This is a genomic window from Nonomuraea sp. NPDC050663, assembly GCF_044456985.1.
GTDB lineage: Bacteria > Actinomycetota > Actinomycetes > Streptosporangiales > Streptosporangiaceae > Nonomuraea.
The window spans coordinates 227,758-254,583 of the sequence record NZ_JBITGL010000009.1; the positions used below are offsets into that span (position 1 = coordinate 227,758).

19 protein-coding genes are annotated in these 26,826 nt (G+C 72.2%); 16 read left to right on the forward strand and 3 right to left on the reverse strand.

Features of this window, described 5'->3' with window-relative positions; all coding sequences use genetic code 11:
• The first annotated feature begins 50 nt into the window (after positions 1-50).
• The 7 genes from ACIBH1_RS28245 (at position 51) to scpA (ending at position 11,439) form a co-directional block, all read left to right on the forward strand.
• Positions 51-2,291 carry a hypothetical protein gene (locus ACIBH1_RS28245; protein WP_397316969.1) on the forward strand — a complete coding sequence of 747 codons (2,241 nt, stop codon included), beginning with the start codon at positions 51-53 and terminating at the stop codon, positions 2,289-2,291.
• A gap of 51 nt (positions 2,292-2,342) precedes the next feature.
• Positions 2,343-4,208, forward strand: coding sequence for a potassium transporter TrkA (locus tag ACIBH1_RS28250; RefSeq protein ID WP_397316970.1), 1,866 nt, complete (start codon positions 2,343-2,345; stop codon positions 4,206-4,208).
• A 48-nt stretch (positions 4,209-4,256) separates the two neighbouring features.
• Positions 4,257-5,762 carry a spherulation-specific family 4 protein gene (locus ACIBH1_RS28255; RefSeq protein ID WP_397316971.1) on the forward strand — a complete coding sequence of 502 codons (1,506 nt, stop codon included), beginning with the start codon at positions 4,257-4,259 and terminating at the stop codon, positions 5,760-5,762.
• A 73-nt stretch (positions 5,763-5,835) separates the two neighbouring features.
• The gene (gene mtnA, locus ACIBH1_RS28260) at positions 5,836-6,768 is read left to right on the forward strand and encodes an S-methyl-5-thioribose-1-phosphate isomerase (protein WP_397316972.1); all 933 of its coding nucleotides are present in this window, start codon (positions 5,836-5,838) and stop codon (positions 6,766-6,768) included.
• Between the two features lie 79 nt (positions 6,769-6,847).
• A complete protein-coding gene (locus tag ACIBH1_RS28265) occupies positions 6,848-7,603 on the forward strand; it encodes an N-acetylmuramoyl-L-alanine amidase (RefSeq protein WP_397316973.1) in 756 nt (251 codons plus the stop codon).
• Between the two features lie 42 nt (positions 7,604-7,645).
• On the forward strand, positions 7,646-9,319 hold the full coding sequence (locus tag ACIBH1_RS28270) for a methylmalonyl-CoA mutase family protein (protein WP_397316974.1): 1,674 nt from the start codon (positions 7,646-7,648) through the stop codon (positions 9,317-9,319).
• A gap of 20 nt (positions 9,320-9,339) precedes the next feature.
• Positions 9,340-11,439 (forward strand): methylmalonyl-CoA mutase, encoded by a 2,100-nt coding sequence (gene scpA, locus ACIBH1_RS28275; protein ID WP_397317113.1) that lies wholly within the window; start codon positions 9,340-9,342, stop codon positions 11,437-11,439.
• Here the strand turns inward: scpA and ACIBH1_RS28280 are convergent.
• Positions 11,436-13,115 carry a protein kinase gene (locus ACIBH1_RS28280; RefSeq protein WP_397316975.1) on the reverse strand — a complete coding sequence of 560 codons (1,680 nt, stop codon included), beginning with the start codon at positions 13,113-13,115 and terminating at the stop codon, positions 11,436-11,438. The genes scpA and ACIBH1_RS28280 overlap by 4 nt on opposite strands.
• A gap of 111 nt (positions 13,116-13,226) precedes the next feature.
• Between ACIBH1_RS28280 and meaB the strand changes: the two genes are divergently transcribed.
• Genes meaB through ACIBH1_RS28310 form a run of 6 tightly spaced genes read left to right on the forward strand, consistent with a single transcriptional unit; the run spans position 13,227 to position 19,523 of the window.
• Positions 13,227-14,186, forward strand: coding sequence for a methylmalonyl Co-A mutase-associated GTPase MeaB (meaB, locus tag ACIBH1_RS28285; protein WP_397316976.1), 960 nt, complete (start codon positions 13,227-13,229; stop codon positions 14,184-14,186).
• A 31-nt stretch (positions 14,187-14,217) separates the two neighbouring features.
• On the forward strand, positions 14,218-16,152 hold the full coding sequence (locus ACIBH1_RS28290) for a CehA/McbA family metallohydrolase (protein WP_397316977.1): 1,935 nt from the start codon (positions 14,218-14,220) through the stop codon (positions 16,150-16,152).
• A 29-nt stretch (positions 16,153-16,181) separates the two neighbouring features.
• Positions 16,182-16,778 carry a TetR/AcrR family transcriptional regulator gene (locus ACIBH1_RS28295; protein WP_397316978.1) on the forward strand — a complete coding sequence of 199 codons (597 nt, stop codon included), beginning with the start codon at positions 16,182-16,184 and terminating at the stop codon, positions 16,776-16,778.
• Positions 16,775-17,191 (forward strand): acyl-CoA thioesterase, encoded by a 417-nt coding sequence (locus ACIBH1_RS28300; RefSeq protein WP_397316979.1) that lies wholly within the window; start codon positions 16,775-16,777, stop codon positions 17,189-17,191. The genes ACIBH1_RS28295 and ACIBH1_RS28300 overlap by 4 nt, the downstream gene beginning before the upstream one ends.
• 4 nt (positions 17,192-17,195) lie before the next feature.
• A complete protein-coding gene (locus ACIBH1_RS28305; protein ID WP_397316980.1) occupies positions 17,196-18,038 on the forward strand; it encodes an acyltransferase domain-containing protein in 843 nt (280 codons plus the stop codon).
• A gap of 18 nt (positions 18,039-18,056) precedes the next feature.
• Positions 18,057-19,523, forward strand: coding sequence for a bifunctional phosphatase PAP2/diacylglycerol kinase family protein (locus ACIBH1_RS28310; RefSeq protein WP_397316981.1), 1,467 nt, complete (start codon positions 18,057-18,059; stop codon positions 19,521-19,523).
• On the opposite strand, the gene ACIBH1_RS28315 is transcribed toward ACIBH1_RS28310, so the two are convergent.
• Positions 19,524-21,287, reverse strand: a complete 1,764-nt coding sequence (locus ACIBH1_RS28315) for an AMP-dependent synthetase/ligase (protein ID WP_397316982.1) — start codon at positions 21,285-21,287, stop codon at positions 19,524-19,526.
• A gap of 251 nt (positions 21,288-21,538) precedes the next feature.
• Here ACIBH1_RS28315 and ACIBH1_RS28320 point away from each other — a divergent pair, with 251 nt between their 5' ends.
• The gene (locus tag ACIBH1_RS28320; RefSeq protein WP_397316983.1) at positions 21,539-23,173 is read left to right on the forward strand and encodes an ABC-F family ATP-binding cassette domain-containing protein; all 1,635 of its coding nucleotides are present in this window, start codon (positions 21,539-21,541) and stop codon (positions 23,171-23,173) included.
• A gap of 37 nt (positions 23,174-23,210) precedes the next feature.
• Positions 23,211-24,194 carry a hypothetical protein gene (locus ACIBH1_RS28325; RefSeq protein ID WP_397316984.1) on the forward strand — a complete coding sequence of 328 codons (984 nt, stop codon included), beginning with the start codon at positions 23,211-23,213 and terminating at the stop codon, positions 24,192-24,194.
• Here ACIBH1_RS28325 and ACIBH1_RS28330 read toward each other — a convergent pair.
• Positions 24,191-25,534: a PLP-dependent aminotransferase family protein gene (locus tag ACIBH1_RS28330; RefSeq protein WP_397316985.1), complete on the reverse strand. Its 1,344-nt coding sequence runs from the start codon at positions 25,532-25,534 to the stop codon at positions 24,191-24,193. The two genes, ACIBH1_RS28325 and ACIBH1_RS28330, sit on opposite strands and share 4 nt — an antisense overlap.
• Before the next feature lie 58 nt (positions 25,535-25,592).
• Between ACIBH1_RS28330 and ACIBH1_RS28335 the strand changes: the two genes are divergently transcribed.
• On the forward strand, positions 25,593-26,813 hold the full coding sequence (locus tag ACIBH1_RS28335; RefSeq protein WP_397316986.1) for an aminotransferase class V-fold PLP-dependent enzyme: 1,221 nt from the start codon (positions 25,593-25,595) through the stop codon (positions 26,811-26,813).
• Positions 26,814-26,826 lie beyond the last annotated feature (13 nt).

The window sequence follows — 26,826 nt, forward strand, 5'->3', positions numbered from 1 at the left end:
TACGGTACACCCGCCGAAAATGTCGTGATCGTCATCTATGGTCCTGGCTCATGAGCGTGTGGCCGCGGGTGCGCGAGGCGATCGGCAAGGGCGACGTGGACGTGCTCCAGGAGGTCCTCGACGCCCTGGACGACGCCGGGCGCAAGGAGGTCGCCGTCGAGTTGCCGCGGCACCTGCGCACCTTGAGCGCCTGGCAGCCGTGGCGGGACTGGGTGACGCCGCTCTGGGTCGCCGGGGTGATGACGATCAACGGGGCCGCCGCGACCGCCTCCTGGTTGTGCAGGAGGGAGTTCGCCGGCGCGATGAACGACGTGGAGCCGGTGCTGCGCGCGTTCGCCCGCGGCGACGCCGGGCGGCGGGCAGCCGTGGCCGTACGGGTGGCGAACAGGCTGCGGCGGCCGACCGACCACTTCGCCAAGCTCGCGCTGGAGCTGCTCAGGAGCTCGGGTGCGGAGCCGCCCGCCGACCACGATCCGCTCGTGGTCGCCTGGGTCTCGCGCGGCGCCGACCGGCTGCGTGACGATCCGCTGCGCGAGGCCTTGTTGCCGCGCTTCTTCGAGGCCGAGGGGGTGGGCCGTGAGCTGACGCACGACCACCGCTGGCCCGTCGCCCTGGCGGCCCTCCCCGGTGGCGACCGGGCCGCCCTTCTCGACGGGTGCGTGCGACGGCTGTTACGCGGCGGCACCGCCAACGACCTGCGCGTCTTCGCCCGCCTGCACGCCGCCCTGGCCCCGGCCCCGCACGAGGCCGCGCCGTACGCCCGCGACTATCTGGCCCTCCTGCCGTCGGCCCCGGGGCCGGTCGCCGAGCTCGCGGTCAGGCAGCTGAAGGCGTTGCCGCCGCTCGACCCGGCCGACCTGGCCGAGGCGGTCCAGGCGCTGCTGTTCCGCCCCGAGGGCAAGCTGGTGAAGTCGGGCCTCACCTGGCTGGAGCAAGCCGTACGGCACGGCGGCGGGAGCCTCGACGCCCTGGCCCCGGCGCTGACGATGGCCATGGCGTGCGAGTCGGCCGAGCCGAGCGAGCGGGCCGTCGCCCTGGTGCTGAAGCACGTCCACCGCTTCACCGGGGACGGCCTCGAACGGCTGCGCGAGGCCCTGCCCCTCCTGCCCCCGGGCCTGGGTGCGGACCTGGCCGAGGCGATCGGCGGCGAGGCCGTTCCGGGCGAGCTCGACGAGCTGGAGCCGGTCCCGCTGCCCGCCGTGGAGCCCGCGCGGCCGTTCGTGTTCGATCCCCTCGAACCCGGTCAGCTGGTTACCTGGCGGCGCTACCTGCCTCGATGGGAGCAGGTGGAGCGCTGGCTCGCCGAGCTGGTCCGCCACGCCTCCTGCGGCGACCTCCCGACCCAGGCGATCCACCCTCCCGCCATCGAGGGCGGCTGGACCGGCCTGGACCACTGGACCGACGCCATCCTGGCCGGCCTGTGTCACGGCGACTGGCGGCCCGCCCGGCTGCCCACCGCCGTGGAGGTGGCGCCGATCGACCTGTTGCTGCTGCGCCGCTTCCACGACGTGCACGAGGCCGCCCGAGCCGGGACGCTGGTGCCGTACCTGCTGGCCACCCCCACCCACGACGACGGCCGGCTGGATCCCGGGGTCCTCTCCGACCGCCTGGAGGGCTACGACCGCCTCGGAGTGCGCCCGATGCCCGCCGACCTGGAGCAGGCCCTGCTGCGCGCGGGACCGTCGGCGATCCCGCCGCAAGGACCGGTGCACGGCGACGGTCCCAGGCGCGAGTGGTGGCCCGCCTACCTGCCCTGGCACCGCGAGACCGTGGCCGAGCACGCCCTGGCCACGGTCCGGCTCTCCCACTGGCAGGACAGCGACCTGGACGTCGCCTTCGGCGCGGCCCTGGCCCGCGCGGGCGGCCCCGGCGGCCCCGCCACCGCGCGGGTGATGGCCGGGTTCGTCGCGCGTGCCACGTTCCGGCCCGTCCTGGACCTGGCCGCCCGCGGCGAGCTCCACGGCCGCGAGCTCGGACGGGGGCTGGCCGGCGTCTGCCTGGGCCTCGGCCTGACGGAGGCGTCCGCCGCCCTGCGCCTGGAGGACCTGGCACGCAGGGGAGCGCCGCACGAGGCGTGGCAGGCCGCCGTCGGCCTGCTGGAGGCGCTCACTGAGGCGGGCAGATCGCCCACGAAGGTCGTGGAACTGGCCCTGAGGGCGGCCCGGTGGACGGGCGCGCGGGGCGAGGTGCCGCTCGTGGCGGCCATCGCGGCACGGAAGGGTAACAACACCTTCCTTCGCACCACGCGTCACCTGCACCAATTCCTCACTTGGTGCACAGACGGCTCTTGAGTGATTTACCGTGTCTTGTCGGCAAATTTCCGCCCAACTGGAGGTTTCGGGGTGTCCAGGGCGACGTTCCGCCAGCGCGCTCGATACTGGTTCGACAACACCATGGCCAAGGGGACAGCCGCGCTGGTCGGCTGGCTGGCCCTGGTCTCGGTCGGCCTGGTCGTGCTGATGGGTCTGCTGGTGTTGTGGCTGACTCCGCACGAGCCCACGCCCGACACCGGCGTGGGGGAGGTGTTCTGGCTCGCCTTCATCCACGCGCTGAACCCCAGCAAGCTGGCCAGCGACAAGGGCACCGTGCCGTTCATGGCGATCATGCTCGCCGGATCGCTCGGCGGGCTGTTCATCGTCAGCATCCTCATCGGCCTGCTGTCCAACGGCATGAAGACCAAGGTCGACCGCCTGCGCCGCGGACGCTCCCAGGTCGTCGAGCGCGGCCACACCGTGGTGCTCGGCTGGTCGGACCAGGTCGCCACCATCGTCGGCGAGCTGGTCAAGGCGCACGCCAGCCAGAAGAGCTCCGCCATCACCATCCTGGCCGACCGCGACAAGCCCACCATGGAGGAGGAACTGCGCGAGCGGCTCGGCGACACCGGAAGGACCCGCATCGTCTGCCGCACCGGCCGCCCCACCGAGCCCCGCGACCTGGAGCTCATGAACCTGGGCGCCGCCCGCTCGATCGTGGTCATATCGCCTGAGGGCGACGACCCCGACGCGCACGTCATGAAGATCCTCCTGGCCCTGGCCAAGCGCAGCGGCAACCACCCGCCGGTGGTGGCCGCGCTGACCTCGGGCCGCAACCTGGCCGCCGCCCGGCTGGCCGGCGGCGCCGCCGTCCACCTGGTCGACTCCGACGACACCGCCTCGCGCCTGATCGTGCAGTCCTCGCGCCAGTCCGGCATGTCGGTCGTCTGCATGGACCTGCTCAACTTCGACGGCGGCGAGATCTACCTGCGCGCCGAGAAGTCGCTGACCGGCAAGACGTACGGCGAGGCGCTGCAGGCCTACCACACCGCCACCCTCATGGGCCTGAGCCGCCCCAACGGCGTCGTGCTCAACCCGCCCATGGGCACCGTGATCGAGGAGGCCGACAAGCTCGTCCTCATCAGCCACGACGACTCGGTGATCCACCTGGCGACCGAGGCGGCCAAGCCCATCGAGACCGCCATCGTGGCGGGCGAGCACCCGCCGGTCGAGCCGGAGCGCACGCTGATCCTCAATTGGAACGGCCGCGCCGAGCAGATCATCGGCTACCTCGACGGCTACGTGGCCCCCGGCTCCACGCTCGACATCGCCACCGACCACCCCAGCGCCGGGGCGGTCCTGGCCGCGCCGCAGAACCTCAAGATCAACGTCAAGGAGTGCGACACCACCGACCGCTACGCGCTGGAGTCGCTCGGCCTCGACCTGTTCGACCACGTCATCGTGCTCTCCGACGACCGCTACAAGCCGCAGCACGCCGACACCCGCACGCTCATGACGCTGCTGCAGCTGCGCGACATGCAGAGCAGGTACGGCCAGCGGTACTCGATCGTCAGCGAGATGCACGACGAGAGCAACCGCGCCCTGGCCGAGGTCACCGAGGCCGACGACATCGTGATCAGCGACACCGTCATCGGCCTGCTGCTGGCCCAGCTGGCCGAGAACCGGCACCTGGCCGACGTGTTCGCCTTCCTCTTCGACTCGCGCGGCTCGGAGATCTACCCGCGCCCCGCCGCCGACTACGTGCAGCCGGGCGTCGAGGTGGACTTCGCGACCATCGTCGAGTCGGCCCGCCGCCGGGGGGAGACCGCCATCGGCTACCGCCTGGTGGCCTACACCAACGTGCCGCCGCACTACGGCATCGTGCTCAATCCCGACAAGCGCAAGCGCATGACCCTCGGCCGCCGTGACTCGGTGATAGTGCTGGCGGAGCGCTGATATACGGAGAATGATGACCTGGACACCGATCGTGATTATCATGAGCCGGTGTCCTGGTTACGGATTGTCCTCGCGCTGGCGCTGAGCGCAGCCCCGCAGACCGTCGTCGCCGTCCAGCGCCAGCTGGTGGCCATCCCGGCCTACTGGGGGCCGGACACCTCCGACGGCCGCGAGCGGTTCGCCCGCCTCGCGCAGAACGTGCCCACGCTGGAGCTGGTCGTGGTCAACGGCTCCCAGCGCAAGGCCCAGGCGCCGGCCCATCCGGCCTGGACCGAGGCGATCGGCAGGATCCGGGCGACCGGGGCCCTGCCGCTCGGCTACGTCGACACCGGCTACCTCGGCGCCACCGGCCACACCACGCGCCAGGGAGCCACGACCATGGCGGCCTGGAGCGCGCAGATCAAGGCCGACCTCGACGAGTGGTTCGACCTCTACGACGGGGTCGCCGGGGTCTTCCTCGACCAGACCCCGGCCACCTGCGGCGCCGACGACCTGTACGTCGACGCCTACGCCGAGATCAGCGACTACATCAGCGACAACCACCCCAACGCCTACATCGTGATCAACCCGGGCGTGAGCGTGCCGCAGTGCTACGAGCGCATCGCCACCACGATCCTGACCTTCGAGCACACCTACGCCTCCTACCTGAGCTTCACCCCGCCCGCCTGGGAGCTGAACCACCCCAACCCGCGCAAGTTCTGGCACCTGGTCTACGACGCCCCCGACGAGGCCGCCATGAACGACGCCGTGGCCAGGTCCAAGGCGAACAACGCCGGCTTCGTCTACGTCACCGACGACAAGCTGATCTTCGACCCCACCAGGCCGGGCGACCCTAACGCCGCGCTCGGCTTCCCCTGGGACACGCTGCCCGGCTACTGGCATGCCGAGCTGGTCCGCGTCGCCGGGATCACCGACACCCGCCGCCCGGACCCGCCCGACGGCCTGCGCGGCGCCACCCGGTCGGGCACCACCGCCTCCCGCGTCGACCTGGCCTGGAACAACCCCTACGACAACGTCGCCACCGTGAGCTACGAGGTCTTCCGCGACGGAGTCTCCCTCGGCCACACCTACGACAACCGCCTGCGCGTGAACGGACTCGACCCGGCCACCGCCTACCGCTTCCGCGTGCGGGCGACGGACGCGGCGGGCAACGTCGGCGACCTGAGCACCTCCCTGAAGATCACCACCCCGGCCGCCGCCGCGAGCGCGATCGCCGACGCCTCCGCCTGCGTGACCGCCGCCGACGCCCGCTACGAGGCGACCTACCTCGACGAGGTCGACCACTACCGGGTCTTCATCGACGCCGACCTCGACGCGACGACCGGGCTCGACGGGGCCGACTACATGATCGAGAACAACCGGCTGATGAAGCACGCCGGACCCGGCTGGACCTGGCAGCAGCAGCCGGGCACCCCGCTGGCCTCCTCCGACGACGGGCGCCGCCTCTGGCGGGTGCCGCTCGCCGACCTGGGCGGCTCGGCCACCCAGAAGGTCACCTTCAACGGCGGGCCGCCCGAGACCTACACCCAGGCCATCACCACGACCACCTGCTGACCGTGGCGATCCCCCACGCGGGGGGAGAACGGCCAACCGTGGCGATCCTCCCCGCGTAAGGGAGAATGCGGCCATGCGCACGATCGACTGGGTCGACGGAGCCATCGAGCTCGTCGACCAGACCCTGCTGCCCGACCGGCTGGTCATGCTGCGCATCACCACGGTCGACGACCTGATCGACGCCATCCGGCGGCTGGCGGTCCGCGGCGCGCCCGCCCTCGGTGTGGCGGGCGCCTTCGGCGTCGTCCTGGCCGAGGGCGACCGGGAACAGATCGCCCGCCTGCGCGCCGCCCGGCCCACCGCCGTCAACCTCGCCTGGGGCGTCGACCAGGTCACCGGCAGCGCCGACGACCCGCTCAAGACCGCCCTGCGGCTGCGCGACGACGACATCGCCGCCTGCCGCGCCATGGGCGAGCGCGGCGCCGACCTCGTGCAGTCACTCACCTCCGGCGACGCCCGGATCATGACGATCTGCAACACCGGCGGCCTGGCCTGCGTCGAGCGCGGCACCGCCCTCGGCGTCGTCCAGACCCTGCACGAACGCGGACGCCTGGCCGAGGTGCTCGCCCTGGAGACCCGGCCGCTGCTGCAGGGAGCCCGCCTGACCGCCTGGGAACTCCAGCGCATGGCCGCGCCGTACCGGCTCGTCGTCGACTCCGCGGGGCCCTACCTCCTGACCGCCGGCGTCGACGCGGTCCTCATCGGCGCCGACCGCGTCGCCGCCAACGGCGACACCGCCAACAAGATCGGCTCCTACGCCCTGGCCCTCGGCGCCAAGCGGGCGGGCGTGCCGTTCATCGTCGTCGCGCCGGAGAGCACGATCGACGCCGCCACCCCCACCGGCGAGCACATCGAGATCGAGGACCGCGGCGACGACGAGGTGGTCACCGTCCGTGGGGTACGGCTGGCGCCCGAGGGCAGCCGAGCGCTCAACCCGGCCTTCGACGTCACCCCGAACGACCTCATCACCGCCATCGTCACCGAGGCGCGGGTGATCACCCCCTAGACCGATTCCGCGAAATGCCCCGCTCCCCACGGTCACGGCGCGTTACAGTCAGCAAACGCGTGACCGACAGGAGACCGCCGTGGCCATTGACCTGGTCTTAAGGGGCGAATGGGACGCTCGTCCACCCCAAGGGAGCTACACGCAACTCGACTCCACCCGCGGCGTCAAGGTGCACTACACCGGCGGCCACGTCGACCCCGGCCTGGCCACCGACCACGCCAGATGCATGGCACTCGTCCAGGCGATCCAGAACCACCACATGGACGGCAACGGGTGGCTGGACATCGGCTATTCGTATGTCGCTTGTCCGCATCGGGAGGTCTTCGAGGGCCGTGGCCTCTACCACCTGCCCGCGGCCAACGGCGCCGGGCTCAACGCGGGCCACTACGCGGTCCTGGGGCTCGTCGGCTCCACCGGTCTGGTCACCCCGCCCGACGGCCTCCTGCACGGCGTGCGCGACGCGATCGAGTTCCTGCGCGAGAAGGGCAACGCGGGCAACGAGATCAAGGGGCACCGCGACGGCTACGCCACCGACTGCCCCGGCGACAAGCTGTACGCCTGGGTGCGGCGCGGGGCGCCGCGGCCGGGCGGCGAGGCGGGGCCGCCCGAGTTCCCCGGGCGCCTGCTGCGGTATCCGCCGGTCATGCGCGGCAACGACGTGCGCACCTGGCAGCGCCAGATGGTGCGGCGGGGCTGGGAGCTGACGGCCGACGGCGCCTACGGCCCGGAGTCGCGCGAGGTGTGCCGCCGCTTCCAGCGCAGCGTGAACATCGAGGACGACGGCATCGTGGGCCCCCTGACGTGGACCCTGACCTGGGGTACCCCTCAATCCTGACCCCGGAGCCCAGTTCTGGTGGCGATCGCTTACGATCCGAACATGGAACTGGCGGCGGACTTCACCCCCACGACCCGCGAGGACTGGCGCGCCCTGGCCCTCGCGGTGTTGCGCAAGTCCGGGGCGGCGGACATCGCCGATCCCGAGGACTTCCTGGCCACCCTGACCTACGACGGCGTCCGGATCGCCCCGCTCTATGACCGTTCCGATCTGCCCGAGGGCTCGCAGCTGCGGCCGGCGGGGCGCGGGTGGGACATCCGGCAGCGCCACGCGGTGCCCGATCCGGAAGCGGTCATGGCCGACCTGGAGAACGGCGTCACCTCGCTCTGGCTGGCCCTGCCGCCGGACGCGCTTCCCGGCGTGCTGAAGGATGTGCTGCTCGACCTGGCGCCCGTCGCGCTGCAGGCGGGCCCTGACACGGCGCGCGCCGCCGGGGTGCTGTTCGCGCTGGCCGCCGAGCGCGGCACGCCGCTGTCGGGCACGCTGGGCGCGACGCTGGAGACGCCCGAGCTGGTGGAGCTGGCGCGTCGCTGCGCCGACGAGCACCCGGGCCTGCGCGCCGCGGTCGTCGACGCCACGCCGTACCACGACGCGGGCGCGGGCGACGTGCAGGAGCTCGGCTGCTCGCTGGCGCTGGGTGTGGCGCACCTGCGCGCGCTCACCGCGGGCGGGCTGAGCGTGCAGGAGGCGCTCGGGCAGCTGGAGTTCCGCTACTCCGCCACCGCCGACCAGTTCGCCACCATCGCCAAACTGCGCGCCGCGCGCCGCCTGTGGGCCCGCGTCGCCGAGGCGTGCGGCGCCCCCGGCGAGGGCGTCCAGGTGCAGCACGCGGTCACCTCCTCGGCGATGATGACCGCGCGCGACCCGTGGGTGAACATGCTCCGCACGACGCTCGCCTGCTTCGGCGCCGGGGTGGGCGGCGCCGACGCCGTCACCGTGCAGCCGTTCGACGCCGCGCTCGGCCTGCCCGACGCCTTCTCCCGCCGCATCGCCCGCAACACCCAGTCGCTGCTGCTGGAGGAGTCGTCGCTGGGCCGCGTGGCCGACGCGGCGGGCGGCTCCTGGTTCGTGGAGCGGCTCACGCACGACCTGGCCGTCGCCGCCTGGGCGTGGTTCCAGGAGATCGAGGCCGCGGGCGACGGCGCCGCCGCGCTGATCGAGGAGCGGATCGCCGCCACCCGGGCCAGGCGCGACGACGACATCGCCCACCGGCGCCTGCCCCTCACCGGGGTGAGCGAGTTCCCCGACGTCGACGAGCGGCCGGTGATCCGCTCCGGCGAGGGCGTGCGCGCCGCCCGCTACGCCGAGCCGTACGAACGGCTGCGTGACGTCGCCGACGCGCAGGACGAGCGGCCGAAGGTGTTCCTGGCCACCATCGGGCCCGTGGCGGTGCACACCGCGCGCGCCTCGTTCGCCTCCAACCTGTTCCGGGCGGGCGGCCTGGCCGTCGAGAGCGCCGGGCCCGGCGCCGACCCCGAGCGGATCGCCGCCGCCTTCGCCGCCGCGGGCACGCCGGTGGCGTGCCTGTGCTCCAGCGACAAGCTGTACGGCGAGCAGGCGGAAGCCGTGGCGGCGGCGCTCAGAAAGGCCGGGGCAAGGAAGATCTGGCTGGCGGGCAAGGGCTCCTACGCTGGGGTCGACGCCAACCTCTTCGCCGGATGCGACGCGCTGGGCGTGCTGCGCGAGACCTTCGATGACCTGGGAGTGCAGCTGTGACGATCCCCGACTTCACCCGCATCGACTACGCCCCAGCCGCGCCCGGCGCCCCGGTGGAGGGTCAGGCGTGGGAGACGCCGGAGGGCATCGAGGTCAAGCCCGTCTACGACGCCGCCGACCTCGACGGTCTCGACTTCCTGCGGACCTATCCCGGCGCGGCGCCCTACCTTCGCGGGCCGTACCCCACGATGTACGTCAACCAGCCGTGGACGGTGCGGCAGTACGCCGGCTTCTCCACCGCCGAGGAGTCGAACGCCTTCTACCGCCGCAACCTGGCCGCCGGGCAGAAGGGCCTGAGCGTCGCCTTCGACCTGGCCACCCACCGCGGCTACGACTCCGACCACCCGCGCGTGGCCGGCGACGTGGGCATGGCGGGCGTGGCGATCGACTCCATCTACGACATGCGCCAGCTGTTCGACGGCATCCCGCTCGACCGCATGAGCGTGTCGATGACCATGAACGGGGCGGTGCTGCCGATCCTGGCGCTCTACATCGTCGCCGCCGAGGAGCAGGGGGTGTCGCCGGCGCAGCTGGCCGGGACCATCCAGAACGACATCCTCAAGGAGTTCATGGTCCGCAACACCTACATCTATCCGCCGTCGCCGTCGATGCGGATCATCTCGGACATCTTCGCCTACGCCAGCCGCGAGATGCCGCGCTTCAACCCGATCAGCATCTCCGGCTACCACATCCAGGAGGCCGGGGCCACCTGCGACCTGGAGCTCGCCTACACCCTCGCCGACGGCGTGGAGTATCTGCGGGCGGGCATCGGGGCGGGCCTCGACGTCGACTCCTTCGCGCCCAGGCTGAGCTTCTTCTGGTGCGTCGGGATGAACTTCTTCATGGAGGTGGCCAAGCTGCGCGCGGCCCGCCTGCTGTGGGCCAAGCTCGTCTCCGGATTCCACCCGAAGAACCCCAAGTCGCTGTCGCTGCGCACCCACTGCCAGACCTCCGGCTGGTCGCTGACCGCCCAGGACGTCTACAACAACGTCGCCCGCACCTGCATCGAGGCGATGGCCGCCACCCAGGGCCACACCCAGTCGCTGCACACCAACGCCCTCGACGAGGCGCTCGCGCTGCCGGGCGACTTCTCCGCCCGCATCGCCCGCAACACGCAGCTGCTGCTGCAGCAGGAGTCGGGCACCACCCGCCCGATCGACCCGTGGGGCGGCAGCTTCTACGTCGAGCGCCTCACCCACGACCTGGCCGCCAAGGCCTGGGAGCACATCCAGGAGGTCGAGCGCGCCGGCGGCATGGCCAGGGCGATCGACCAGGGCCTGCCCAAGCTCCGCATCGAGGAGGCGGCGGCCCGCACCCAGGCGCGCATCGACTCCGGGCGCCAGCCGGTCATCGGCGTCAACAAGTACCGCCCGGAGGCCGACGAGCCGATCGAGGTGCTCAAGGTCGACAACAGCGCCGTGCGCGCCCAGCAGCTCGACAAGCTGCGGCGGCTGCGCGAGGAGCGCGACCAGGGCGCGGTCGACGAGGCGCTGGAGGCGCTGACCAAGGGCGCCGCGAGCGACGACAACCTGCTGGAGCTGGCCATCCGCGCCGCCCGCGCCAAGGCCACCGTCGGGGAGATCTCCGACGCGCTGGAGAAGGTGTTCGGCCGCCACGCCGGTCAGATCCGTACCATCTCCGGTGTGTATCGAGACGAGGCCGGGCCCGTGCGGAACATCGAGCTCGTACGGCAGGCGGCGGCCGAATTCGAGGACGCCGAGGGACGCCGCCCCCGCATCCTGGTCGCCAAGATGGGGCAGGACGGCCACGACCGCGGCCAGAAGGTGATCGCCACCGCCTTCGCCGACCTCGGCTTCGACGTCGACGTCGGCCCGCTGTTCCAGACGCCGGAGGAGGTCGCGCGCCAGGCGGTCGAGGCCGACGTGCACATCGTCGGCGTCTCCACGCTGGCCGCCGGGCACCTGACCCTGGTGCCCGCGCTCAAGCGGGCGCTCGACGAGCTCGACGCGGGCGACATCATGATCGTCGTGGGCGGGGTGATCCCGCCCGGCGACTTCGACGAGCTGCGCGCGGCGGGCGCCGCCGCGATCTTCCCGCCGGGCACGGTCATCGCCGACGCAGCGCTCGGACTCCTCAAGGACCTGCGCGAGCGGCTCTAGCCCTCGGCCGGATGCGTGGCCACGACCTTGCCGGTCAGGGTGGTGGCCAGGTAACCGCCGCCGTATTCGTCGCTCAGGTAGAAGCCGAGTGCCGGTTCGCCGCGGTTGTTGAAGACCCATTCGGCCCACATCACCATGTAGCGATACTTGGGCTTGGGCACCTTGAGGACCTTGTCGGCCCGCTTGAAGCCGTCGATCATCACCTTCCAGTCGACCTTGGCCAGGTCGACCGGCTCGCCGCCGCGGGTCCACGTGCCGCCGGAGCCCGGCTCCAGGAGGTTGCCGCGGAAGGTGAGGCTGTCGTAGGCCTTCTTGCGCCCCTTGACCGGCACGCTGACGCTGATGTGCTCCGGGTAGACCGTCAGGTCGTAGGCCCTGGTGTCGCCGCGTTCCTCCTTCAGCGCCGCGATGACGGCCGCCATGCCCTCGGGCGACAGGAGGTTGCCGGGCGCCTCGGTGGTCTCCTCCTCGGCCGGCTCCGTCGTGGTCTGGTCGTCGGCGACGGGGGTGCGCGAGGGCAGGGTGAGGGTGGTCGGGTCGTCGGTGGTCGTCGACGGGTTCTCGCCCAGGTTGGGCAGCACGTAGAGCCCGGCGGCGGCCAGGGCCGCGACCAGGACCGTTCCCACGATCACCGCGGGCGCCTTGGAGCGGCGGCCGCTGATCTGGGTGGGCGCCAGGTGGTCGCCGTAGTACGGCTTGGGCCCCGGATACTGCGGCGCGCCGTAGCCCGGCATGGGCGAGCCCGCGGTGGGCGCCCCATGCACGGGAGAACCGTGCACGGGAGAACGGTGCATGGGCGGCTGGTAGGCGGGCGGCGGGCCTCCGTAGGCGGGGGCGGCCGGTTGCGGCGGGGCGTACGGCAGGACGGGAGGGGCGGCCGGCCCCTGTCCCGACACGATCGCGGTCAGCTGCTGCTCGATCCACTCGGCCGGAGGACGCGTGGAAGGCTCGGGCTGCAGCACCGCCTGGAAGACGGGAACGAGCGGCCCGGCGTTGGCGGCGGGCGGGATGCGCCCGTTGAGCACGGCGGCGAGCGTGGCCATCGTCGTCTCGCGGCGGAAGGGGTTGCGCCCCTCCACGGCGACGTACAGCAGCAGCACCAGCGACCAGTAGTCGGATGACGCCTCGCCCTCGACGCCGCGCAGCCGCTCCGGCGCCATGTACTCGGGCGAGCCGATGATCTCCCCGGTGCCGGTGAGGCCGGGGGAGTCGCCCAGCGCCGCGATGCCGAAGTCGGTCAGCACCGGGCTGCCGTCGGGGCGCAGCAGCACGTTGGCGGGCTTGACGTCGCGGTGCAGGATGCCGGCCTCGTGGGCGGTGCGCAGCGCGGCGACGATGCCGCGGCCGACGCGGGCCGCCTCCACCGGGTCGAGCGGGCCGTGCGCGAGCCGGTCGGCCAGCGAGCCGCCCTGCACCAGCTCCATCACCAGCCAGGGGTGCTCGGGCGTCTCCACGATGTGGTGGATCGTCACGACGTTGGGGTGATGGATGCGCGCCAGCGCCCTGGCCTCGCGCAGCACCCGCTCGCGCACCATGCCCGAGTCGACCGAGTCGGGGGTGCGGACCTCCTTCAGCGCCACCTCGCGGTGGAGTGCGAGGTCGCGCGCTCGCCAGACGGTGCCCATCCCGCCGCTGCCGAGCCGCTCGACCAGCTCGAAGCGACCGTCGATGACCATGCGGGACAGCGTACTGATTCCGGGCACATCGCAGTAGGGGAGTCTCGGTTCCCCCCTACCCGGGCTCACCGGGGATCCGGCCGGCGGGAGGCGGGCCGTACGATCGGAGACATGCGATCGCTGCAGGACTACGTCGAGGGAGTGAAGGCGGGGTCGCGCACGTGGATCGCGCGGGCCATCACGCTGGTCGAGTCCGGCCGTGACGACCACCAGGAGCTGGCCCAGCGCATGCTGGCCGAGCTGACCCCGATGGCGGGCAACGCGCGCCGGGTCGGCATCAGCGGCGTGCCGGGCGTGGGCAAGTCGACCTTCATCGACGCCCTGGGCAGCATGCTCACCGCCGACGGTCACCGTGTCGCGGTGCTGGCGGTCGATCCGAGCTCCACCAGGACCGGCGGCAGCATCCTGGGCGACAAGACCCGCATGGCCAGGCTCTCGGCCGACGACAACGCCTTCATCAGGCCCTCGCCGACCAGGGGCACGCTGGGCGGCGTCACCAAGGCGACGCGCGAGGCGATGGTCGTGGTGGAGGCGGCCGGGTTCGACGTGGTGCTGGTCGAGACCGTGGGCGTGGGCCAGTCGGAGACGGCGGTGGCCGACATGGTCGACACCTTCCTGGTGCTCAGCCTGGCCCGCACCGGCGACCAGCTGCAGGGCATCAAGAAGGGCGTGCTGGAGTTGGCCGACCTGATCGCGATCAACAAGGCCGACGGCGAGTACGAGCTGGCGGCCAGGAAGGCGGCGCGTGAGCTGTCCGGCGCGCTGCGGCTGCTGAGGAGCCAGACGCAGGTGCTGACCTGCAGCGGGTTGTCCGGCGCGGGCCTCGAGGAGTTGTGGCGGCACGTGATCGCCCACCAGGAGGGGCTCGACCTGACGGCCAAGCGGCGCACGCAGCAGATGCAGTGGGTCTGGACCCTGGTGGAGAACCGGCTGCTGGCCAGGGCGCGGCGGGCGCCCGGCGTCGACGGGATCGAGCGCGAGGTGCTCGAAGGGCGGCTGACCCCGGCGGTGGCGGCCGACCGGCTCCTCGCGGGACTCGACGCCGAAGACCAAAGCGACCGGCGGGGGTGACGGAGGGCGTCGCCGGCGTCACGATGGCGGCATGAACCCAGACTTACCCGACCACCATCCACCCGCCACCGTGGCGGCCGCGCTGGCCGACTACCGGGCGCTGTACGAACGGCACGGCGTCTGCTGGGGCGAGCCCTGGCAGACGTACATGGGCGAGGTCGCCACCAGCGCCTACCTGATGCACCCCTTCGGCTACTGGGCCCACGCCCGTGAGGATCGCGACCTGGCCAGGACGGTCCGCGACGCGCTCGGCGGCGCGGTGGTCGACAACCTCCCGGTGCTGCGCGTGACCCCCGAGGGCTCCCGGCTGGAGGCCGTGACCCTCATCGTGCTCGGCGACGAGCCGGTCGCGACCACGCTGCTGATCGATTCCAGCCTCGCCGAGCCGGTGACGGTCGAGGTCGACGGCGTGCCGTACCGGGTGGAACCGGGCGGAGCGCGGCTCGTCGCGACCACCACCGGCATGGCGCTGCCCGGCATCGACACCACGGGCCTGACCCGCCGGGCGGGGCGCGCCACGCTCACGCTGCGCGCGGGCCTGCCGTGCCGCTGGGGCGTCACCTCGGAAGACGGGCAGGGCTGGTGGCCCGCCGGGGCGCCGCCCAAGCTCGACGCGCACCGCCGGCCGTACTTCCACGGCGACGACATCACGCTCGACGTCCCCGCCGAGCCGCTGACGGTCAGCGTCGGCAGGGGCATGGAGTACGCCGTCGACGAGGTGACGGTCACGCCGGGGCCGGGGGAGCACCGCGTGGTCGAGCTGACCCCGGAGCGGCTCTACGACGCCGCCGCGCACGGCTGGTACGGCGGCGACCTGCACGTGCACCTCAACTGGATGGGCGACGCCCCCGCCTCGCCCGGCCTGGCCGCCGCCGCGCAGCACGGCGAGGACCTGCACGTGCTGAACCTCGTCGCGGGCAACGTGACCAGCGCCCGCGTCTACGACCTGGAGGCCTTCGAGCACTGGGCGGGCCGCGACCTGCCCTGGTCGGACGGCAGGCACCTGGCCCGTATGGGAGTGGAGTACCGCAACGACCTCCTGGGCCACTGTCTCGGCTTCGCCCCGGGCGGGCCGCCGGGGCGCTGGCACAGCGGGTTCGTCGACGCCGACCATCCGCCGAACGCCGTCGCGCTCGGGGAGTTGCGCGAGGCGGGCGCGGTGACAGGTTACGGCCATCCCTTCCACACGACGGGTGACGAGTTCGGCGACGGGCGCAACTGCGCATCACGGGAGATCGTCGCGGACGCGGCGCTGGGGCTGGTCGACTGCCTCGACGTGCTCAACCATTCCTCGTACGAGGCGACGGCGGCGGTCTACCGCCACCTGATCGGCGCGGGCAACCGGCTGGCGGTCAGCGCGGGCACCGACGTGGTGTTGTCGCAGTCGCGGCGCGGCACCTCCTCCAGCCCGCCCGGCTGGGCGCGCGTCTACGCCCGCGTCGACGGCCCGCTCACGGCGGGTTCGTACGGCGAGGCGATCGCCCTGGGGCGCACCTTCGCGACCACCGGGCCCTGGCTGGAGCTGAGCGTCAACGGCTGCGGCCCCGGCGAGACCCTCAGGCTCGGTCCGGGGGAGCGGGTGAGGGTCGAGGTCAGGTCGATCGGTCCCGAGGTCGACCAGCTGGAGATCCGTACGGCGAGCGAGGTCGTGACCGGTCCGCCGGGGCTCCTGCGGGCCACCCTGACGATCACGGAGCCGACGTACGTGGTGGCCGTGGCCTCGGGCGGCCGTCATCCGCGCTCGCTGCACTGGGCGGGGGTCTACGCCCACACCAGCCCTGTCTACCTGGACGTGGCGGGTGAACACGTGGCCAGGCCCGAGGACCTGGACTGGTGCCTGGCCTGGCTGGACCGGCTGGAAGGGCTGGTGCGCGCCGAGGGCAGGTTCGAGCACAAGGAGCAGCTGGACACGCATCTGGCGTTGTACGAGCGGGCGAGGGAGGTCTACCGGGCCCGAAGTATCTAAACGACCGGTCGGTCGTATATATTGGCTCCATGACGACGGACGGGCGGCGGCTGCGCGGTCAGCGCAGCCGCGAGCAGATCCTGGAGCGAGCGGTGGAGCTGTCCTCGGTCGACGGCCTCGTGGGGTTGTCGCTGGGGAAGCTCGCCGCGGCCGCCGGAGTCAGCAAGTCCGGATTTTTCGCCCACTGGCGTGACAAGTCCGAACTTCAGCTCGACGCCGTGGCCTGGGCCAAACGCCAGTGGGTGGAGCTCATCGTGCGCCCCGCCCTGACGCGGCCGCGCGGCGTGCCCCGCCTGCTGGCGCTGCACGAGGCGCGGCTGCGCTTCTACGCCGACGGGGTGCTGCCGGGCGGCTGCTTCTTCATGGTCGCCGAGGCCGAGTTCGACGACCTGTCGGGCCCGGTGCGCGACGCCGTCGCCGTGGCCAAGCGGGAATGGCACGACCTGCTGCGCGACGTCGCCCAGCAGGCGGTCGAGCTGGGCCAGCTCCCCGCCGGCACCGACTGCGACCGGCTCGCCTTCGAGATCAACGCGATCGGCGGGGCCGTCATCACCTATTCACGATTGCTGGACGCCGAGACCACCTATGAGCACGCTCGCCGTGCCGTACAGGAGAGACTGTCATGACCGAGTTCCGACCCGTCCAGGTGCATTTCGACGACCTGGACGCCATGGGTGTGCTGCACAACTCGCGTTACGCGTTGCTGGTGGAGCGGGCGGTGGCGGCGTTCTGGGCCGAGCAGGGCTGGGCCTTCGACCCGGCGGTGTCGAAGTTCAAGGACGTGTTCATGGCGGTGCGGGAATTCAAGATCATTTATCATGCGCCGATCATCGGAGCGGGCGAGGTGGTCGTGGAGTTCTGGATGGACCGCATGGGCAACACCAGCGGCGTGTACGGCTTCCGCGTGTTGTCGGCCGACCGCGGCGTGGTGCACGCCGAAGGGCACCGGGTGAACGTCAACCTCGACCCCGCCACCTTCCGCCCGACGGCGTTCAGCCCCGAGATCAGGCAGGCCGCCAGCGTGCTGCTGGCAAGCTGAACCCATGGACCCCGAGATTCTGCTGCGCCTGACCGTTCCCCACGACGACATCAACGGGGTGCTGGCCTCCGTTCCCCGCGGCGACGCCCGGCGCGAGCTGGAGCGCCACGTGGCCGCCTTCACCGGCGCCATGGGCCGCCCGGGGCAGGGGTTCGACATCCCGGAGGAGGCGGTGCAGGAGTACGGCCCGTACTTCTACGTCCACGTCTACCTGGAGACGCTGCCGCACGCGCGCGCCTACCACCGCGAGCGCGGCGTGCCGGACGAGATCTCCTGGGCGACGTTGCGGGATCTCGGGCGTCACATGGCGATCTACCGCAGGCGCCACGACGCGCCGGGGCTGAACGCGCCGTGGTGGCCGCAGCTGCACTTCCGCGGCATGCTCTACCAGCTCGGGCGGCTGCAGTTCGAGCGGGCCGAGCTGGGGGAGACCATCGCGGCGGGCATCAAGGACCTGCCGCACCGGGCGGGCGACCCGGTGCTGAGCGTGCACATCCCCGACTTCCTGGGCCCGATGTCGCCGCGGGCGTGCGACGACAGCTTCGCCCGCGCCAAGGCCTTCTTCGCCGCGCACTTCCCGGAGGAGGAGCACAGCCTGGCCGTGTGCTTCTCGTGGCTGCTCGACCGGCAGCTCGGCGCCTACCTGCCCGGCTCCAACATCGCCGCCTTCCAGGACCGGTTCCGCGAGGCCTACAGCGTGCCGGGCAACGGGCTGATCCCCTTCATCTACGGCCGTGACCTGCCGCCCGACGAGCTGCCCAGGCGCACCGCGCTGGAGAAGGCGGTCGCCGACCACCTCGCGGCCGGCGGCTCCTGGCACCTGACGGCGGGATACGCGCCGCTGTGATCGGGCAGGATCGGGAGCATGCGGCTGCGATCCCACCTGCACAGACTCGACAAGAAACTCTTCGCCACGGTGGCTGAGGCGCACCTGCCAGGACTGGAACGGGTGCTGCCGAGGGTGTCACGGGCGGCCGACAACGCGCTGCTCTGGGCGGGCATCTCCGGCGCGCTCGCGCTGAGCGGCCGCCGCCGGCTGCGCCGCGCGGCCACGCGCGGCCTGCTCGCCGTCAGCCTGGCCAGCCCGCTGGTCAACCTCGTCGGCAAACAGGCCTTCAACCGGCGAAGGCCCGCCTCGGCCGGGCTGCCGATCGGGCGGGCGCTGACCATGCCGCGCTCGGCCTCCTTCCCCTCGGGGCACTCGGCGTCGGCCGCGGCGTTCGCCACCGCCGTCGCCATGGAGGCGCCGGCCAGGATCGCCGTGCCCGTCGGGCTGCTGGCCGCCACCGTCGCCTTCTCGCGGGTCTACACCGGGGTGCACTACCCCGGTGACGTGCTGGCGGGCGTCGGCGTGGGGATGGCCGCCGGGCTGCTGACCCGCCGCATCTGGCCGGAGGCGGGCGAGGCGGGCCGCGCCCGCGCCGCCGCCACCGCACCCGCCGACACCTGCTCGCCGGACGGCGAGGGGCTCGTCGTGCTCGCAGAGGCGGGCGCCGAACGGCAGGTCGACGCGCTGCTGCACGACCTGCCTGGCGCGCGGTCCGCCGCCCTCGACGAGACCGGGCCCGTACGGCAGGCGGCAGCCTCGACGGCCGCGCCCGCGACCCTGCCGGGGGAGGTACGGCAGGCGAAGGTGCTCGGAGTCGCCGGAGGCGACCGGGCGATGGCGGCCGGGACGTCCCTCGCCCTGGAGGCGGGGGTGCCGCTGCTGCCGATCCCGGCGGGAGCCCCCGGAGAGTTCTCCCAGGCGCTCGGCCTGGAGGAGGGCGACGACGCGGTGGCCGCCTACCGCAGCGGCACCGTGGTCGCCGTCGACGTCGGCCGGGCGAGCATCGGGACGACGGGCGAGGAGCGGGTGTTCCTCAACCACGTCGGCGCCGGCCTGCACCCCGAACTGGCCCGCAGGACCCAGGCCAGACGGCACGCCATCGGGAAGTGGCCGGCCATGGTCGTGTCGCTGGCCGGGCTGCTCAGCTCCGGCGCCGAACCCGCCGACCTCGTCGTCGACGGCGTGCCGTACCGGACCTGGATGGTGTTCGCCGGCAACTGCCGCCACGACGGGCGCGGGCCGGTGCCCGTCCGGCGCCAGCGGCTGGAGGACGGACTGCTCGACATCCGGCTGCTGACCGCGGCCGCCCGCCTGCCGCGCCTGCGCGCGATCACGAGCCTGATCGGCGGGCGCCTGGGCCTGTCGCGGCACTACCGCCAGTGGCACGCCGACACGCTGACGATCGAGGGCGCCAGGAGCGCGGCGTTCGACGGCCATCAGGTCAGGACGCGTGGCCCGCTGGTGCTCAGCAAGCGGCCACGCGCCCTGCACGTGCTCAGGTGATCAGCTGGACTCGGCGTAGAAGGCGTCGAGCGTCTGGCCGTGGTGGTCCTCGACGACCTTGCGCTTCATCTTCAGCGACGCGGTCAGCTCGCCGGTCTCCACGGTGAAGTCGGCGGGCAGGATCGCGAACTTCTTGATCGTGGAGAAGCTCGGCAGCTCGGCGTTGACCTCGTCGATCGCCTTCTGCACCTCGGCGCGCATCCGCTCGTGCTCGCGCAGCTGCTCGGGGTCCTCCGGCAGGCCTTCGGCCTGCGCCCACGGCTTGACCACGTCGACGTCGAGGGTGACCAGCGCGGTGCAGTAGTTGCGCTTGTCGCCGTGGACGAACACGTGCGACAGGTACGGGCAGGCCGCCTTGATCTTGCCCTCGATGTGGGTGGGCGCGACGTACTTGCCGCCGGAGGTCTTGATGAGCTCCTTCTTGCGGTCGGTGATCTTGAGGCGGCCCTGCTCGTCGAGCTCGCCGATGTCGCCGGTGCGCAGCCAGCCGTCGTCGGTCAGCGCCTCGGCCGTCTCGTCCGGCAGGTTGTGGTAGCCGCGCATGATGCCGCGCCCGCCGATGAGCACCTCGCCGTCCTCGGCGATGCGCACCTCCACGCCGGGCAGGGGCGGGCCGACGGTGCCGAAGGCGTTGATCGCCGGGCGGTTGAGGAAGCTGCCCGCCGACGACTCGGTCAGGCCGTACCCCTCGAGGATGGGCAGGCCCGCGCCGTCGAAGAACTCCGCCATCTCGATCGACAGCGGCGCCGCCCCCGAGATGAAGAACCGGATGCGGCCGCCGAAGCGCGCCTGGAGCTTGCTGAAGACGAGCCTGTTCGCCACGCCGTACTCGATCTTCGTGGTGAACGGGATCGACTGGCCGCGCTGGCGGGCGCGGGCGACGCGGATGCCGGTCTGCTTGGCCCAGTTGAAGATCTTGGCCTTCGCGCCGCCCTCGCGCGCGGTGTTGGCGGCGACGGTGTTGTGCACCTTCTCGAAGATGCGCGGCGCGGCGGCCATGAAGGTCGGCTTGAGCTCGCCCAGGTTCTCGACGATCTTGTCGAGGCGGCCGTCGACGGCGGTCGGGACACCGCAGTCGATCATCACGACCTGCAGCAGCTTGCCGAACGAGTGCGACAGCGGCAACCACAGGAAGTGCAGGTCGCTCGGGCCCAGAATGTCGAGCTCGCGCACGCTGGCGCCGGTGAACAGCCAGTTGTCGTGCGTCAGCTCCACGCCCTTGGGACGGCCGGTGGTGCCCGAGGTGTAGATCAGCGTCGCCAGGTCTTCAGGGGTGATGGCGTCGACCATCGCGTCGAAGTCGCCCTCGCCCGAGACGTCGGAGAGCTTGAGCACCCAGCCGTCGTCGCTGGCGGCGCCGTCGATGACCAGGACGTGCTTGACGTCGGCCAGCTCCTTCTGGACGCTGCGCAGCTTGGCGACCTGGTCGTCGTTCTCGGCGATCACCAGCACGCTGCCGGAGTCGTTGATGACGTAGGCGCACTCGTCGGCCGTGTTCGACGGGTAGATCGTGGTGGTCGCCGCGCCCGTGGACAGCACCGCCAGGTCCGCCAGGATCCAGTCGACGCGGGTCGAGCACAGGATCGCGACCCTGTTGTCCTTGCCCGCGCCCAGCTCTCTGAGGCCCAGCGCCAGCGGGCGCACCCGTTCGCCCACCTCGCTCCAGGACAGCGACGTCCAGCCTGACCCGGCTGGGTATCGATACGCCTCGGCGTCAGGGGTCGACGTGACCCGGTCACGCAACAGGGCGGGGATGCTGGACATGCGCTGACCTCCCTATGAGTTGTGCTGACAATAGGCCGCGCCGAGGGGGCACGTCGATGGCCGTAACCGGGCTGTTGTAGGCTGGGGGTGTCTTATCGCCTAGCCCTGGAGGGCTACATTGAGGATCTGAGGTCGCGGGCACCGCGCCGTAACGGGCGCGTCCTTGTCGTACCTCGAATGTCCTCAGGCGCGCCTGCGGTGTTCCCGCCAAGTCACACGATCGTTTTCTCACGTGATTTGGGAGCGCCCTCTTGTCTTATTCCATCGTCGTGGACGACGTCACGTTCTCCTGGGCCGACGGCACCCCCGTCCTCCAGGGCCTGAACGCTGCCTTCCCCGCCGGACGCACCGGCCTCATCGGCCTCAACGGCGCGGGCAAGTCCACCCTTCTGAAAATCATCGCCGGGCAGCTGCGCCCGGTCTCCGGATCGGTCTCGGTCGCCGGTGAGGTCGGATACCTGCCGCAGCACGTCCCCGTCGCCGGCTCCGTCGCCGACCTGCTCGGGATCACCCCGATCAGGCGCGCGCTGCACGCCATCGAGCAGGGGTCGGTCGACGAGGCCGACTACGCGGCCGTCGGCGACGACTGGGACGTCGAGGAACGCGCGCAGGCCGAGCTCGCCATGCTCGGCCTCGGCCATCTCGGCCTGGACCGTCCCGCCACCACCCTGTCGGGCGGCGAGGCCGTCCTGGTCGCGCTGGGCGCGCAGATCCTGCGCCGTCCCGACGTGCTGCTGCTCGACGAGCCGACCAACAACCTCGACCTCGACGCCAGGCGGCGCCTTTACGCCGTCGTGGAGGCGTGGCGCGGGGTGATGGTCGTCGTCAGCCACGACCGGGTGCTGCTCGACCTGGTCGACCAGATCGCCGACCTGCGCGGCGGGTCGATCCGCCTGTTCGGCGGGCCGCTGAGCGCCTACACCGAGGCGCTGGAGTCCGAGCAGGAGAGCGCCGAACGGCTCGTGCGCACCGCCGGGGCCGACGTACGGCGCCAGCAGCGCGAGCTGATCGAGGCCCGCACCAAGCTCGCGCGGCGCAGCCGTACGGGGGAGAAGCAGGCCACGGGCATGCCGAAGATCGTCGCGGGGGCGCGCAAGCGGGCCGCCCAGGTGACGGCGGGCAAGACGCTCGGCCTGCACCAGGACAAGCTGGAGGAGGCCAGGGATCGGCTGGAGGAGGCCGAGCAGGCGGTGCGGGACGACGCGGAGATCCGGGTCGACCTGCCGGAGACGGCCGTCCCCGCCGGCCGCACGGTCCTCACCCTCCGGGTGGCGTCCGAGCCGGACGGGGACGAGCACGCCGCGGAGGACGAGCCCGGGGACGAGCCGGGGGACGAGCTCGGGGACGAGGAAGCCCCCAGGCTCTACCTCGACGAGCTCGTCATCCGCGGCCCGGAACGCATCGCGCTGACCGGCCCCAACGGCTCGGGCAAGACGACGCTGCTCAAGCGCATCGTCGAGCAGGGCGCCCAGGTCCCCTTGCGCTACCTGCCCCAGCGCCTGGACCTGCTCGACCCCGAGCTCAGCGTGCTCGACAACCTGCGCGCCATGGCGCCCGCGGCCCCGATCAACGAGCTGCGGGCCAGGCTCGCCCGCTTCCTGTTCAGGGGTGAGCGGGCGCTGCGCCCGGCGGGCACGTTGTCGGGCGGCGAGCGGTTCCGCGCGTCGCTGGCCGCGCTGCTGTCGGCCGACCCGGCGCCCCAGCTCCTCCTCCTGGACGAGCCCACCAACAACCTGGACATGGCCAGCGTGCGCCAGCTGTCCCAGGCCCTGGCGGGCTATCGCGGCGCGCTCATCGTGGTGAGCCACGACGAGCCGTTCCTGGAGAGCCTGGGCATCACCCGCACCCTGGTGCAAGATCGAGAGAAAGGGCTTTCCGTAACGTGATTGACGGGCGGGGATCAATCGGGCGATAGTGTGGCAGATGGCTGGCCCCCGGTTGCTCCCCTCCGCACTCGTCCTGACAGCGCTGTCCCTCGGTGCGTGCTCCGCACCCACCGGCGTGACCGGCAGTCAGGAGATCAGCGGCGTCGCCGGACAGGGCGGCGGCTCGGTCAGCGGGCCGAGCTCCTCCACCGAGTCCAGCGCCCCGCCCGCCTCCACGGCGCTCACGCCGGAGGCCTACCGCGGCACGATCCAGGACGCCGGCAAGCCGGTACGCTCCGCCCTGTCGGGCATCGGCTCCGCGCGCACGCTCAAGACGCTCGACCAGCGCGTGGAACGTGCCGAAACCGCCCTGAACCAGGCCGCGGACGACCTCGGCTCGGTCGCGCCGCCCGAGGCCGCCCGCACCCAGCACGACGCCTACGTCGCCAGCCTGCGCGACTTCGCCACCGCCCTCGGCATGACCCGCGGCAAGGTCGGCAGCCGCGACCTCTGCACGGCCCCGGCGGTCTTCACCGACCTGGGCGCCTCCCTCAAGGAGCTCGACCGCGCCGGAGCCGCCCTGCAGTCGGCCGGCGACTACCCGGCCGACGTCGTGTCGATCAAGGCCGCGAGCAAGCTGAACCGGCGCCTGGGCAACGGCTCCTACGTACGGCGCGGCAGCCTCAACGGGCGCAGCTCGCTCCAGATCGACAACGGCGCCCCGCGCGACGCCGTCGTCACCCTCATGCGCGGCAGCTCCCGCGCGTTCAGCGTCTACGTGCGCAAGAAGTCCAAGGTCAAGGTGCGCGGCATCCGCGACGGCTCCTACCGGATCTTCTTCACCCACGGCGTCGACTGGGACTCCAAGAAGCGCGCCTTCTCGCGCGAGTGCAGCTTCGAGCGTTTCCAGGAGCGGGTGAGCTTCAAGACCACCTACACGGCCACGCAGATCCTGTGGCACGACTGGCGCATCACGCTCCACGCGATCACCGGCGGCACGGCCAAGACGGGGCCCGTCGACCCTGAGGACTTCCCCGGTTAGGTTCCGTCTCGTGAGGATCGGAGCAGGCGCGCGCCCTCGGCCAGTTCGGCGGGATTGGCCGCGGCCGCGAAGCTGAGCCGAAGGTGGGCGGCGGGGGGTTCCGCGGGGAAGAAGCGGTGCCCGGCGTTGACGGTGACGCCGTGGGCTCGTGCCGCGTCGGCGGCGATGGAGTCATCGGATCCGGGTGGCAGCCGGATCCACAGGTGCAGGCCGCCCGCCGGCAGCCGGGCGAGCTGCCATTCTGGCAGCTCCCGGGCCAGGGAGTCCGCCAGCACGGCGCATCGTTCGAACAGCGAGGTCGACAGGGCCTGCAGATGGCGGTCCCAGGCGGAGGTGCTGAGCAGTTCGACGGCGGCTTCCTGGAGAGGGCGGGCGACGAAGAAGTCGTCCACGTAGCGCATGCTCCGCAGCCTGCGCATCACCGGGCCGCGGGCGATGATGGCGCCGATGCGCAGGCTGGGCGAGGCGGGTTTGGTGAGCGAGGTGAGGTGGACCACCGTGCCGTGGCGGTCGCCGCCGACCAGGGGCGGGGGTGCGGGGCGGCCGTGACCGAGGTGGCGGGCGAAGTCGTCCTCGATGACGAAGGCGCCCGCGGCGTGGGCGACATCGCCGATCCGGGCGCGCCGTTCGGCGGACAGCACCGTGCCGGTCGGGTTGTGAAAGGTGGGCTGGCAGTACAACAGCCGTGCGCCGGTCATGGCGAAGGCGTCGGCGAGCAGGTCGAGCCGGACGCCCTCGTCGTCCATGGGAACGGGGACCGGCCGCAGCCCGGCGGCCCGGGCCGCGGTCAGGGCGCCCGGGTAGGTGGGCGACTCCATCAGGACGGGGCTGCCGGGTGCGACGATCGCCCGGAACAGCAGGGACAGCCCGCTCTGGCCGCCGCCGGTGATCAGCACGTCCTGCGGAGTGAGGTCGGGGCCGGTCTGCCGGGCGAAGATCTCCCGTAGTGACTCCAGCCCGGCGGCCGGTGCCCGGTGCCAGGCATCGGGCCGTCGTGCCGCCCGGGTCAGGGCGGCGCTGAGCGCCCGGGTGGGCTGCAGCGACTGGTGCAGGTAGCCGCCCGACATGGTGATGCCCTGCGCCGGGAGGGGCTGTGCGGCTTCGACGGCGTTGGCCGGGTCGTAGTCGCGTCCGGCCAGCGCGACCGCCTGCCAGGAGGTGTCGGCGGCCTCGTTGCCCGACGCGCGACGGCGCGGTGCGACGAACGTGCCGGAGCCGGGCCGGGCCACCACGAGTCCTTCGGCGGCCAGCATCGCGATGGCGCGCGACACCGTCGCGGGACCGACGCGATGCTCTTCGGTCAGCTCGCGGCTGCTGGGCAGCCGGTCACCGGGAGCCATCCCGGCCACCAGCGTTCGCAGGCTCGCTGCCAAATCCGCAGAAGTGCTACCATCATACATGAGAGATAACGGTAGCACTTCTGTCCTGAGTCGAGAATCGCTTCTGGCCCTGCGAGCCGACACCCCGGGCGTCGCGAACGTCGTGCACTTCAACAACGCCGGCTGCGGTCTGGCTCCGGCGTCCGTGTTGGCCGCGGTGGTCGATCATCTGCAGCTGGAAGCGCGGATCGGCGGCTACGAGGCGGCCACCGCCCGGGCCGGGCAGGTCAGAGGCTTCTACGAGGAACTGGCCGCCCTGATCAACTGCGCGCCGGGCAACATCGCCTTCGCCAGCAGCGCCACCCACGCCTACACCACCGCGCTGTCGGCGATCCCCTTCGAGCCGGACGACGTCATCCTGACCACCCGCAACGACTTCATCTCCAACCAGATCGCCTTCATGTCCCTGCGCAAGCGCCACGGCGTGCGCGTGGTCCACGCCCCCGACCTCCCGGAGGGCGGCGTGGACGTGGACGCCATGGCCGCGCTCATGCGGGAGCACCGGCCCAGGCTGGTCGCCGCCACGCACATCCCCACCAACTCCGGGCTCGTCCAGCCGGTCGCCGAGATCGGCCGGCACTGCCGGGAGCTGGACCTGCTGTACCTGGTCGACGCCTGCCAGTCGCTCGGCCAGTACCCGATCGACGTCACCGAGATCGGCTGCGACCTGCTCACCTCCACCTGCCGCAAGTTCCTGCGCGGCCCGCGCGGCACCGGCTTCCTCTACGTCTCCGACCGGGTGCTGCGTGACGGCTACGAGCCGCTGTTCATCGACATGTACGGCGCGCGCTGGGTGACGGAGGACCACTACGAGCCCGTGGAGAGCGCCGCCCGCTTCGAGGACTGGGAATTCCCCTACGCCGCCCTGCTGGGCTGCGCCGAGGCGGCGCGCTACGCCCGGGCCGTCGGCGTGGACGCCATCGCCGCCCGCACCCCCGCCCTGGCCGCGCGGCTGCGCCGGTCGCTGGCCGAGGTGCCCAGGGTGCGGGTGCTCGATCGGGGAGCCGAGCTGGGCGCTCTGGTCACCTTCGGCATCGACGGCTGGCAGGCCCAGCCGTTCAAGGCCGCCATGGACGCCCGGAAGATCAACTCGGCGCTCAGCTTCCGCGAGTTCGCCCAGTACGACTTCGGCGACAAGGACGTGGACTGGTGCCTGCGCCTGTCGCCGCATTACTACAACACCGAGGACGAGGTCGACCAGGTCGCAGCCGCCGTCGCGGAACTCGCGCGCGACCGGTGACCACCGACCCGCC